8 protein-coding genes are annotated in these 12,607 nt (G+C 35.7%); 7 read left to right on the top strand and 1 reads right to left on the bottom strand.

Annotation, left to right across the window (positions count from 1 at the left end; translation table 11 throughout):
* Positions 1 to 202 precede the first annotated feature (202 nt).
* The 4 genes from ACIQ2L_RS08495 (at position 203) to ACIQ2L_RS08480 (ending at position 6,638) form a co-directional block, all read left to right on the top strand.
* Entirely contained in the window at positions 203 to 2,992 is a 2,790-nt protein-coding gene (locus ACIQ2L_RS08495; protein ID WP_396157777.1) for a TonB-dependent receptor, read from the top strand.
* Positions 2,993 to 3,022: 30 nt separating this feature from the next.
* A complete protein-coding gene (locus ACIQ2L_RS08490) occupies positions 3,023 to 4,579 on the top strand; it encodes a G-D-S-L family lipolytic protein (protein WP_396157776.1) in 1,557 nt (518 codons plus the stop codon).
* A gap of 190 nt (positions 4,580 to 4,769) precedes the next feature.
* Positions 4,770 to 6,281 (top strand): F0F1 ATP synthase subunit beta, encoded by a 1,512-nt coding sequence (atpD, locus tag ACIQ2L_RS08485; RefSeq protein ID WP_396157775.1) that lies wholly within the window; start codon positions 4,770 to 4,772, stop codon positions 6,279 to 6,281.
* A gap of 75 nt (positions 6,282 to 6,356) precedes the next feature.
* Entirely contained in the window at positions 6,357 to 6,638 is a 282-nt protein-coding gene (locus ACIQ2L_RS08480) for a F0F1 ATP synthase subunit epsilon (RefSeq protein WP_396157774.1), read from the top strand.
* A gap of 320 nt (positions 6,639 to 6,958) precedes the next feature.
* Here ACIQ2L_RS08480 and ACIQ2L_RS08475 read toward each other — a convergent pair whose 3' ends face one another.
* Positions 6,959 to 10,261: a reprolysin-like metallopeptidase gene (locus ACIQ2L_RS08475; protein WP_396157773.1), complete on the bottom strand. Its 3,303-nt coding sequence runs from the start codon at positions 10,259 to 10,261 to the stop codon at positions 6,959 to 6,961.
* 104 nt (positions 10,262 to 10,365) lie between these two features.
* Between ACIQ2L_RS08475 and ACIQ2L_RS08470 the strand changes: the two genes are divergently transcribed.
* From ACIQ2L_RS08470 to bioD, 3 genes are read left to right on the top strand one after another with little or no spacing between them, the layout of a single operon-like run.
* On the top strand, positions 10,366 to 11,511 hold the full coding sequence (locus tag ACIQ2L_RS08470; RefSeq protein WP_396157772.1) for an aminotransferase class I/II-fold pyridoxal phosphate-dependent enzyme: 1,146 nt from the start codon (positions 10,366 to 10,368) through the stop codon (positions 11,509 to 11,511).
* A 3-nt stretch (positions 11,512 to 11,514) separates the two neighbouring features.
* Positions 11,515 to 11,919 carry a DUF2007 domain-containing protein gene (locus ACIQ2L_RS08465; RefSeq protein ID WP_396157771.1) on the top strand — a complete coding sequence of 135 codons (405 nt, stop codon included), beginning with the start codon at positions 11,515 to 11,517 and terminating at the stop codon, positions 11,917 to 11,919.
* Positions 11,920 to 12,543, top strand: a complete 624-nt coding sequence (bioD, locus tag ACIQ2L_RS08460) for a dethiobiotin synthase (protein WP_396157770.1) — start codon at positions 11,920 to 11,922, stop codon at positions 12,541 to 12,543.
* Positions 12,544 to 12,607: the final 64 nt, after the last annotated feature.

Here is a 12,607-nt window from a genome sequence, read left to right as displayed (position 1 = left end):
ATTTATTTATTAATAGTTTTTTTTTATATGTGTGGATAGTATTTTTAGTATAAAAAATGCCAAATGATTAAAGAAATCATAAATTCTATATTGCTGATTTATAAACTCAAAAATAAATTATCAATAAAAATACCAATGTTTTTTTATTAATGTAAAAGAAATATTTGTACTTTGGCTACTTAAACCAACAAAATTTAACCAAATGAAGATTTATTTATTTATCGTTTCATTGTTTTTTTGCGGCATAACGTATGCGCAAACTTCAATATCGGGTTCGGTAAAAGACAGTAAGAACGAACCAATTCCTGGCGCCAATGTTAAAGTAGCTGGAGATAGCTCTAGCGCTGTAACTGATGCCGATGGAAATTTTAGTTTAACAACGAACAAAAAACCACCATTCGACCTTGAAATATCAAGCATTGGTTTTGGCTCAAAAAAAGTTAGCGTTACATCAAACAATCAAAAAGTTACCGCAGTTTTAACTGATGAAGAAACTAAACTTGATGAAATTGTAGTTTCTGCCTCTAGAACACCTGAGCGAGTTTTAGAATCTCCTGTAACGATTGAAAGGATGAGCTTAAAGGACATAAAAGCTACTACTGCAGCAAGTTACTACGATGGTTTGGAAAACCTCAAAGAAGTTCACTTTAATACGAGTAGTTTTGGATTTAAATCGGTTAATACCCGAGGTTTTGCAACCGTAGCCAATACGCGTTTTATGCAACTAGTTGATGGTATGGATAACTCTTCTCCTGCTTTGAACTTTGTATTAGGAAATTTAATTGGACTTTCCGAATTGGATGTAGCTAATGTAGAACTTCTTCCAGGAGCATCATCTGCATTGTATGGAGCGAATGCTTTCAACGGTATCATGTTTATGAACAGTAAAAGTCCGTTTACCAATCAAGGTTTAAGTTTTTACTTTAAATACGGTCAAACAACACAAGACATTGCCGGAACTAATGATTATTGGGATTTTGGTCTTAGAGCGGCACATGCTTTTTCACCCCATTTTGCGGCTAAAGCCAACTTTACTTTCATGAAAGCAACAGAGTGGATTGCCGGTGACACCAGAGATTTAACAATAAACAATACTGGCTCGGCTACTAATCCAAATTATGACGGATTGAATCTATACGGAGATGAAGTTTCTACTAACTTAAAAAGTGTTGGTGTTGGTCTGGCAGCTGCTGGTTTAATTCCTGCTTCAGCAGTGAACTTATTGCCAAATTACAATGTAGCCAGAACAGGTTATAGAGAACAAGATTTAACCGATAATTCGGTAAAAAGTATAAAAGCAGATTTCTCATTACACTTCAAACCATGGGCTAATGATAATGAAATCATCTTCCAACATAAAGTTGGCTTAGGAAACACCATTTATCAAGGTGCCAATAGATATTCTTTGAAAAATTTCTTCATGAACCAAACTAGACTTGAGTTTAAAGGAAAAAATTATTTCGCAAGAGCCTATATGACCGCTGAAAATGCAGGAGATTCGTATGATATGCGTTTCGCTGCTTGGAATGTTAACAGAGCATGGAAATCAGATCAAACTTGGTTTGGGCAATATGCTGGGGCTTTTGTACAGTCTACTTTAGCTGGTGCAACTCCAGAGCAAGCACATGCTGCAGGTAGAGCAACTGCTGATAATGGTAGATTTTTACCTGGAACTCCAGAGTATAATAATGCTTTAGCAACAGTTTCTGCAGATCCTAATTTAACAACAGGTTCTAAATTTCAAGACCAATCAAAAATTTATCACTCAGATGTCAATTATAATTTTAGAGATCATATAAAATTTGCAGAATTTCAACTTGGAGGATCTGCCAGACAATATGAATTAAATTCTAACGGAACTATTTTTACTGATTTCGATGGCCCAATCAGATATAACGAATATGGAGCGTATGCACAAGTTCAGAAAAAATTTATGAAAGAGGAACGATTAAAATTTACAGGTTCTGTTAGATACGATAAAGCGGAACTTTTTGATGGGTTTTTCTCGCCAAGAGTATCCTTTGTTTACTCTGCTGGAGATAAAAAGCAACATAACTTCAGAGCTTCTTATCAAACAGGATTTAGAAACCCAACTACTCAAGACCTTTATATTGGTTTGGATTTAGGACCATTCGCTTTGATTGGATCCGCTGCTGACAATTTAGATCGTTTTCAAGAAACATTTAACGTAAGTGCTCTTGGGCAAGCTTCAGGTTTTGGAACCACTGCTACATTAGATGGTAATGATGCCTATAATAATGCGTATACTTTAGCATCATTCCAAACATATCAACAAACAGGAAATTCAACCGATTTACAAATAGCCAACATCGATTTGGTAAAACCTGAAAGAGTACAAGCATTTGATATTGGTTATCGTTCGGTTATCAAAAATGATTTAACAGTAGATATTACAGGGTATTACAATATTTATAACGACTTCCTAAATCAATCACGAGTAGTAACTCCTTTTTATGGCGATGTTAATACGTCTCCAGCTGATGCAATAGAAGCATTAGATAATAGTGACAGAAGAGTATATCAAATCTATTCCAATTCAAAAGCTGAAGTTACTTCTTTAGGATTTGGTATCGGATTGTCTAAAAAAGTATACAAAGAATTTGAATTAAGCGCTAATTATAATTACGCTGAATTCACATTTGATCAAGCCAAAGACCCAAGTTTTATCCCAAGTTTTAACACCCCTAAACACAGGGTTAAAGCGTCTTTAGGAAATCAAAATTTATTTAAAAACTTCGGGTTCAACACCAACGTAAGATACAATAGCGAATATTTGTGGCAAGCATCTTTTGCGGACGGGATGGTTCCAGAGAACGTAGTATTTGATGCCCAAATCAATTACGCTATTCCAACATTAAAATCAGTTTTAAAAGTGGGAGCAACCAATTTATTTGGAGAAGATTACATCCAAGTAATTGGAGCTGGGGCTATTGGACAACAATGGTTTGCTTCTATAACAATTAATCCATAATAATCAATAACAACATATAATTTAAAAGTTATGATAAAAAATTTAAAATGGCTAGTATTGGTTTCGTTAACCTTTGTAGCATGTAGTAGTGATGATGAAACTGGAATAGATGCTAATTCATCAGACGGCTTACCACTAACAGCAGGTACAGCAGATTTTTCTAAATATGTTGCTTTAGGAAATTCATTAACAGCTGGATTTAGCGATGGTGCCTTATTTATTGCAGGGCAACAAGGATCCTATCCAAATCTATTATCACAAAAGTTTGCTTTAGTTGGAGGAGGTGAATTTAAAATTCCTTTTATGAATGATAATGTAGGTGGATTATTATTAGGTGGATTTCAAATCCAAGGGCCACGTTTATTTTTGGCTCCAGGAAATATTCCAACACCTGTTTCGGGTGCTACAACTACCGAAGTAAGTAATATACTTACTGGACAATATAATAATATGGGGATTCCAGGTGCTAAAAGTTTCCACTTGGTTGCCCCAGGATATGGCAATGTTGCTGGAGTAGCCTCTGGAGCATCTAATCCTTATTTTGTTCGTTTTGCATCTAATCCTGGCACAACTGTTTTAGCTGATGCTGTGGCACAGTCTCCTACATTCTTTTCATTATGGATAGGCAATAATGATGTTTTATCTTATGCTACATCTGGAGGAACGGGTACTAACCAAACTGGGAATTTAGATCCAACAACTTATGGCGGAAATGATATTACTGATCCTAATGTGTTTGCAAGTGTTTATTCTACTCTAGTAACACAATTAACAGCCGGTGGTGCAAAAGGAGTGGTAGCTAACATTCCTGATGTTACTTCTGTGCCCTTTTTTACTGCAGTGCCAACCAATCCGATTCCAGGATTACCTGCAGCTAGTGCTGGCCAATTAAATCAATTGTTTGGCGGTATTAATCTTGCCTTGGCAGGATTCGGTTTACCTGCACGTTTTGTAACTTTAGTAGCTGACGATGGAAATCCAGCAACAGTTGAAGCAAATCCACTATTAATTATTGATGAATCTTTACCTAATATTTCTGCACAAATAACCGCAGCGTTAACTCCTGTACTTGGAGGGCCCACTGCAGGATATCTTGGTAGTATTTACGGTCAAGCAAGACATGCGAGCAATGCTTCGGGGTCTAAGGATTATATAGTATTATCAGCAAGAACAATAATTGGAACTTTGCAAGCTGGAGCGCCTTCTCCTTTTAATACCATAGGTGTTTCGTATCCGATGCAAGATAATACTACCTTAACAGCAAGTGAAACTGCCGAAGTTAAGACTGCTACAGATGCCTATAACGCAACTATTTTAGCATTAGCAAACAGTAAAGGATTAGCTTTTGTAGATGCAAATGCAGCTCTAAATCAAGTAGCAAATGTAGGATTAGTCTATAACGGATATACGATGACTTCAACTTATGTTACGGGTAATTCTTTCTCTTTAGATGGAGTACATCCTAGTCCAAAAGGATATGCTTTAATTGCAAATAAATTTTTAGAAGCAATTAATACAACCTATGGGTCAAACTTTAAAGGAGTGAATTTAGGTCAATACCAAATATTATTTCCTGCAATGTTATAGAAAAAGTTTTTTTTATTACGAAAACCATCCTAATTAATTGGGATGGTTTTTTGTTTTTATGAATATTCAAAAAATCTTCTTTTTTTTATAAAATATTTATTGATTATTCGGTTTATAAAAATTATCTTTGCGCTCTGAAAAAAGAATGTTTTATTCAAACCTAAACAGCTATTTAATAAATACATAAACAATGTCAAAAGCAATAGGAAAAGTTTCCCAAATCATTGGCCCAGTAGTAGACGTAGTATTTGATACTAAAGATGTTGAACTACCAAAAATCTATGATTCATTAGAAATCATTAACAAAAATGGTTCAATTTTAGTACTTGAAGTGCAATCCCATATTGGTGAAAACACAGTGCGTACTATCTCTATGGACTCAACAGATGGTTTGAGTAGAGGAACCGCTGTAAATGCTACAGGTGCTCCAATTCAAATGCCAATCGGAGCCGATGTTTACGGACGTTTGTTCAACGTAATTGGAGATGCAATCGATGGATTAGGAAATTTACCAAAAGCAGGTAAGGATGGTGTTTCTATTCACCGTCCAGCTCCAAAATTCGAAGATTTATCAACCTCAACTGAAGTATTATTCACAGGTATTAAAGTAATCGACTTGATTGAGCCTTACGCAAAAGGAGGTAAAATTGGATTGTTTGGTGGTGCTGGTGTTGGTAAAACAGTTTTGATTCAGGAATTGATTAACAACATCGCTAAAGGACACGGGGGACTTTCTGTATTCGCAGGAGTAGGTGAAAGAACTCGTGAAGGAAACGATTTACTTCGTGAGATGTTGGAGTCAGGAATTATAAAATATGGAGACGATTTCATGCACTCTATGGAAAATGGAGGATGGGATTTATCTAAAGTCGATAAACCTGGAATGAGAGAGTCTAAAGCTACTTTCGTTTTCGGACAAATGAATGAACCACCTGGGGCAAGAGCACGTGTTGCCCTTTCAGGATTATCTATCGCTGAGTATTTCCGTGATGGTGCCGGTTCAGATCAAGGAAAAGACGTATTGTTCTTCGTTGATAATATCTTCCGTTTTACTCAAGCAGGTTCTGAGGTTTCGGCTCTTTTGGGTCGTATGCCATCTGCGGTAGGATACCAACCAACATTAGCAACAGAAATGGGTGCCATGCAAGAACGAATTACATCTACAAACAAAGGTTCGATTACATCAGTACAAGCAGTTTATGTTCCTGCTGATGACTTAACCGATCCGGCACCGGCAACTACATTTGCTCACTTAGATGCTACCACTGTATTATCTCGTAAAATTGCTGAGCTTGGAATTTATCCTGCAGTTGATCCGTTAGATTCTACTTCTAGAATTCTTACGGCTCAAATTTTAGGTGATGAGCACTACAACTGTGCACAGAGAGTAAAAGAGATTCTTCAAAAATACAAACAATTACAAGATATCATCGCGATTCTTGGTATGGAAGAGTTATCTGAAGAAGATAAATTATCAGTATCAAGAGCACGTAGAGTGCAACGTTTCTTATCCCAACCGTTCCACGTAGCGGAGCAATTTACAGGAATTCCTGGAGTATTGGTTGATATTAAAGAAACAATCAAAGGATTCAACATGATTATTGATGGTGAATTAGATCACTTGCCAGAAGCTGCTTTCAACCTTAAAGGTACTATTGAAGAAGCTATTGAAGCAGGACAAAAAATGTTGGCGGAAGCTTAAAAAGAATTAGGAATTAGGAATTAGGATTTAAAACCGATTCCTAAATCCCAAATCCTGAATCCAAAATATAAATTTATGATTTTAGAAATAGTATCACCAGAAGCTACATTATTCAAAGGAGAAGTTACTTCGGTTTCTTTGCCAGGTGTAAGTGGTTCATTCCAAGTATTGAATAATCACGCCCCAATCGTTTCTATTTTAAAACACGGTGTTGTTAAAATTGAAGCCGCTAGTTTTAATTTCCAAAAAGAAGTGGCGGATAAATTTACCAAAGTAAATGATCAAAACTACCTTTTAGAAATTAATTCAGGAACCATTGAAATGAAAGACAATAAAGTAATTGTTTTAGCTGATTAAGATAATTAAAATTAAAAGAGAAGCTCAACTTTATGTTGGGCTTTTTTATTTTAGCTAAATTAATTTGCCTCACCAGTTGCTTTGGCCGAGTCCGTTTTTGGAGCCCTGCCGGCAGGCAGGTGTTTCCAGCTTTCCGTTTTATCTTTTATACCTGTCAGGTTTTAAAAACCTGACAGGTATAAAAGGATGCCACTTCAAATGAAATTCACCGAACACCGAAACCAATATTACATTAGTGAGGTAATCTGGGCTAGTAGATATCGTTTACAAAAAAGTCCAACTTAAAGCCAGACTTTTAATTTTTAAAGTACAAATTGATTTTATTTATCAACTACTATTTTCTTAGTTACAGAGCGTGTTCCGTTTTTAACTTTTAACAAATATACTGCCGACTGAATAGCGCCTAAATCTATAGACTCATTAAAAATAGATTGATTCGTGTAGCTTTTAGTAAATACTTCTCTTCCTCTTAAATCAAAAACACTTACCTCTACTGGATAGGCGTTATCTGCCTCAAAATTGATGGTAAACGTTCCGTTATTTGGATTTGGATACAGCACAAAATTAGTTAATGCAGTATCATTTATAGCCAAAGCTGGCGCGATCGTGCATACATTCAAACCCCAACTATTCAAAGCGCCTCCATCTTGGTTAAAGGCATCTCTTATTCTAAGTGTCCAAGTTCCTGTTGAATTTTGTCCAACTAATCCACTTAACGCTTGACTTGGCAATACGGTTCCTGAAATTCCTGGATTGTTACTGCAAACAAGCGCAGTTCCATTATCACTAAAAGTGGCTGCAATATCTTCAACCGCATCTGTACAAGGATTGGCAAATAAAACTATTTGAGTACCACTCGGACTAATTAAAGTAGCTGTTAAATCATTTATCCACGTATGCGAAACATCCATCGTTACACTAATACTATTGATTGTTCCTCCTGAAGGGATACTCAATGTTGAATTTATTGTTGGTGTTCCTGTTGCTGCAATAGTTAAAGGAACATTAGTTGAGTTAAAATCAGTACACGCTAATACACCTGTTGTAAATCTAAAAGGAGTGCTGTAAGTCCCTGAGCAAGAAATGTTTTTGGGCAAAACCCTCCAGAAATAATTACTGGTTTGATTTAGCCCAGTAAATGTAAAACTAGTTGTTGTTGTATTAACATTAGTTAAAACTAGGGCAAATGAAGCATCATTGGCTAATTGAACATCGTAAGAAGAAGCGTTTGAATTAGCCACCCAAGTTACTGTTGCAGTAGTTCCGATTCCAACCGCTAAATTAGCTGGAGACGTTAATGACATGGTAGTAAAAGTAGAATTAAATATCTCTAAATAGTAATTGATAACTTTAGAAGTTGCTCCAGAAGTTGCTGTAACAGCCAAAGTATAAAAGCCAGCAGTAGCTCCTGTTGTGTTAGAAACCGTCATGGTAACAGTACCATTAGCACTAATTGTTGCTGGTGAAAAACTAACGGTTGTCCCAGCCGGATTTCCAACAGCGCTAAATGTAGTTGTACCAGAAAAACCAGCTAAAGCTGAATAATTTATAGTATATGAGGCAGTTGCTCCTGTGCAAATAGGTTTGTTTTGTTCACCAACAACACCATTAAAGGCAGGCAAGAAAGTCGCTGTAGGCGCTGTGATCGTAAAATTAGTATTAGAAACATCATAAAAGATATTATTAAATCCTTTTACCATAATTCTATTTTGAGTACCTACACTGTTTGGAACTGAGATTATTTCAGAGCCATCATTCGGAACTTTACTTGCTACTAGTATTGGAAAAGAAATTCCACCATCGTTCGATAAAAATATATCTACAAAAGGTGTATTTACGCCATTGGCAGTTGTTCCTGCTACGTTCCAAGTAACATTTTGTGTAGATCCTGCAGCCCAACTTACAATAGTATTTGGAGTCGTAATTACAAATGGCCCAGCAGTTCCATTAACGGTAACTTTCATCAAATCGGATACTGTTTGTCCGCCTCCGGCTTTATTATCTCTGACCGTTAATGAAAAATTTAAATCTCTTGCCACCGAAGGACAAACTTCCCAAGTATTTGAAGTTGCTCCTGTCAATACCGTTGCTAAATTGGGCATAAATCGTGTGGATGAAACAGCACTTGGAAGAGGTCTAAACATTGGACCTACCGTTCTAGTCGGCGATGGTGCTGCAGTTGTGTTTGGATCCTGTGGGTCATTTTGCTCCCAATTATACGTAATGGCATCTCCATCTGGGTCTGAAGCTGTACCTGTTAATATGAAGGCGGTTAATTTCGGAATAACATAATCGCTACCCGCATTTACTATTGGAGGATTATTTAAAAAGTTTGTTATTTGTGGACATGATGAACTCACACCCGTTTTAATGTTGTCCGAAATATCTCTTATATTAACATAGGCAAATAAGTCATCACTGTTGTTTTGAACATTAGTATCGCAAATTCCAGCATATCCCATAATAGTTGAGCCAGAACCTGGTTCTACTTCGGTTAATCCGCTTCCTGATCGACAATCTGAACTACTTTGCGTATGAAAACCACCAAACTGATGTCCCATTTCATGCGCTACATAATCAATATCAAATGGGTCTCCTGTAGGATTGTTTAGGCCTGTCATTCCAGTTCCTTTATGAAATCCCGAATCAGGATCCGTATTGCTCCCACAAACACAACCAATGCACCCAGCGTTTCCACCGCCATCAGTATTAAAATTATGCCCAATATCATAATTATCAAAACCTATCGTTTCATCAATGGTAATTCCAGTTTGGGTATTATACTCACCATTCCATGGATCAGAAGCGGTATTTCCATAATAAATTAATTGATCATTGTTTGCAATAAAAATTAATGTAATTGCTAAATCTCTTTCATATACACCATTAACTCTTGTCATGGTAATTGCCATTTGAGCTTGAATATTGGCTTTTCTCTCGGCATCCGTTCCATTTCCAGCAAAAATATTCCCGTATTCTGCAGTACAAGACAAGGCCAAACGATAGGTTCTTAATTTACTATCATTCACATTCAAAATTGCATTTGTGTTTTTATTTTGCTCACCATCTAAAGAAGGTAAATTAATTCCCTGTTCCGTTAAACAAGTAAAATCATTTCCATTCTTGACCAAAGACTTTTTACTGTACACTATATACGTATTTCTATCCTCAGTGTATGGCTCTATAAAAACAGTTCTTTTTTCACCCGACAATGTCATACTATGCAATCCCAATTGCGTAACTGAAAATCGTGCTACTGCCGTGGGATCTTCAATTCCTTGAGCCGCATAAGATTTAATCATCGGGTATTTTATTGCTAAAGCTTCTTCCATACACGGTGTTTCAACTACTCTGAAATGGTTAAGTTGTCCTTCGCTATTTGGTAACTCAATAATAAGCTTTGATTTGCCTTTACTATCACGCAACGGAGCATTAATCAATAATGCTTTAAACGAATTTAAATCCAACTGGTATAATTCGAAATTTCTCGGAGTCGAATTTCTTCTGACTTTTTCTTGAGAGGTTACCTCTGATTCTTTAACTAATTTCCAAAGGCTCTTTGATTGAGAATAAGAAGTTAGGCTTATAAGCATCACAATCAACGAAATACAACTATTTTTCATTTTTAAAAATTTTGATTTCCAAATTTATAAATATTCCAGCGTACTAGCTCGTAAATTATAATTTAATTAATTTCTTTATTATAAAAGTTGCTTATTTTTGACTGATGAAAAAACTGCCTAAATCATTAGAAAAGAAACTTGAGCTGCGTGAAGAACAAAATGCTTTACGACAACTTCCTTCTTCTAACTCACTAATCGATTTTGCTTCAAACGATTATATTGGTTTTGCAAAAAACGAAACGATTTTTAATCAAACACACGATTTTCTTTTAGCTAAAAACATCAAAGTAAACGGCGCTACTGGTTCACGCTTACTCTCTGGAAACCATATAGTATATCAGGAAACGGAAGCTTTTATTGCACAGTTTCACAAAGTTGAATCGTCACTTATTTTCAATTCGGGTTACGATGCCAATGTGGGCTTGTTTAGTTCAGTGCCTCAGCGAAATGATGTGATTTTATTTGACGAATTGTGTCATGCATCGATTCGAGATGGCATCCAAATGAGTAATGCTAAAGCGTTTAAATTTCAGCACAACGATTTGGAGGATTTAGAGAAACTCATTCTAAAATTTACTTCAGATACATCAGAACTTTATATCGTCACCGAAAGTGTTTTTTCTATGGATGGCGATACTCCAAATTTAGAACAAATGCTATTCCTTTCGGAAAAGTATCGTGCTTATTTAATTGTTGATGAAGCTCATGCTCTGGGTGTTTTTGGAAATACCGGTGAAGGTGTTGTTCAAAGTTTGGGACTGCAAGACAACGTATTTGCAAGAATAATCACTTTCGGGAAAGGATTAGGTTGTCACGGCGCAGCCGTTTTAGGAAGTGAATCGTTAAAGAGTTACTTGGTCAACTTTGCTCGAAGTTTAATTTATACTACTGGACTTTCTCCTCATAGTATTGCTACCATTTTGCAATCGTATTCGTATCTGGAAAAAGAAAAAAATGCCATCGAAAAACTAAAATCGAATATCGTTTTCTTTAATCAAGAGAAAGTTCGTTTGGGATTAAAACCAATTTTTGTGTATAGCAAGTCCGCCATTCAATGTGCCATTATTCCTGGTAATGAAAAAGTAAAAAACATAGCAAATCAACTGCAACAAAATGGTTTTGATGTAAAACCAATAGTTTCTCCAACCGTTCCCGAAGGTCAGGAACGATTGCGCTTTTGCTTGCACAGTTATAATTCTGAAAATGAAATTTCGAATGTATTAGAATTGTTAGCTACATTTGTATTCTAGATTATGCCAGAAGAAAAATTTACATTACTACGCCGTTTTCAATATTCAAGTGAAGCCATTATTTATAAAGGAAAACTAGAAAGCCAAGGCATAGAAGTTTTTTTGAGAGATATTACTATTGTAGATTCCAATCCGTTGTACAGCAATGCGGTTGGTGGCATAAAGTTATTTGTCAAAACGGAAGATGTTTCTAAAGCCTCCGAAATCCTTAACGAAGTGAGTTTATTTTCGGTTGATGATGATAATAATCTAATAAAATGTCCAAAATGTGGAGCAGAGCAAGTTGAACTAGAAATCTCTATTGATGGAATTAAATCTCTTATTAAGGTACTAATTTTTGGCGCTTTTGCCATTTTTTCTACCAAATACAAATACACTTGTCAAAACTGTAAACACGAATTCAATTAAATGAAACTTTTTATCACTGGAATAGGTACCGATGTTGGTAAAACCGTTGCTTCATCAATTATTGTGGAAGCGTTGGAAGCGGATTATTGGAAACCCATACAAGCTGGCGATTTAGAAACCAGCGATACACATAAAGTCAAATCTCGAATCTCAAATAAAAAATCCCAATTTCATCCCAATGCTTATGCGTTAAATACTCCTGCAAGTCCGCATTATGCTGCAGCTGTTGACGGAATTACTATTGATTTAAAAAACATAAAAGAACCTAAAACTACTAATCATTTGGTAATCGAAGGTGCAGGTGGAATTTTGGTCCCATTAAATGATTCGGACTGTGTGGTCGATTTAATTCAGAAAGACCATAAAGTTATTATAGTTTCTCGCCATTATTTGGGAAGTATTAATCACACACTATTAACTGTTGAAGGATTGCTAAATAGAAAAATAAACATTGCTGGAATAATTTTTTCTGGAGATGAAAACAAAGCTACCGAAGATATCATTCTGAAAAAAACTGGCGTAAAACTCATTGGTAGAATTGATGATGAACCTTATTTTGACGCAAATGTTATCGGATATTATGCGGATAAATTCAGAGAAAACCTTTTAAGTTTAAGAACATAGAACATAGAATATAGAGAATAGATTTTACACAAAGTCTTTGTTCTTTATTCTATATTCTTTTATC

This window comes from Flavobacterium sp., from assembly GCF_044369455.1.
Taxonomy (GTDB): Bacteria; Bacteroidota; Bacteroidia; order Flavobacteriales; family Flavobacteriaceae; genus Flavobacterium.
The sequence above is the reverse complement of the archived record's forward strand: the minus strand, read 5'-3'. Positions and strand labels throughout refer to the sequence as shown.

Coding starts and splice junctions, on each gene's coding strand:
- ACIQ2L_RS08495 (WP_396157777.1), top strand. CDS start 203: ATGAAGATTTATTTATTTATCGTTTCATTGTTTTTTTGCGGCATAACG.
- ACIQ2L_RS08490 (WP_396157776.1), top strand. CDS start 3,023: ATGATAAAAAATTTAAAATGGCTAGTATTGGTTTCGTTAACCTTTGTA.
- atpD (WP_396157775.1), top strand. CDS start 4,770: ATGTCAAAAGCAATAGGAAAAGTTTCCCAAATCATTGGCCCAGTAGTA.
- ACIQ2L_RS08480 (WP_396157774.1), top strand. CDS start 6,357: ATGATTTTAGAAATAGTATCACCAGAAGCTACATTATTCAAAGGAGAA.
- ACIQ2L_RS08475 (WP_396157773.1), bottom strand. CDS start 10,261: ATGAAAAATAGTTGTATTTCGTTGATTGTGATGCTTATAAGCCTAACT.
- ACIQ2L_RS08470 (WP_396157772.1), top strand. CDS start 10,366: ATGAAAAAACTGCCTAAATCATTAGAAAAGAAACTTGAGCTGCGTGAA.
- ACIQ2L_RS08465 (WP_396157771.1), top strand. CDS start 11,515: ATGCCAGAAGAAAAATTTACATTACTACGCCGTTTTCAATATTCAAGT.
- bioD (WP_396157770.1), top strand. CDS start 11,920: ATGAAACTTTTTATCACTGGAATAGGTACCGATGTTGGTAAAACCGTT.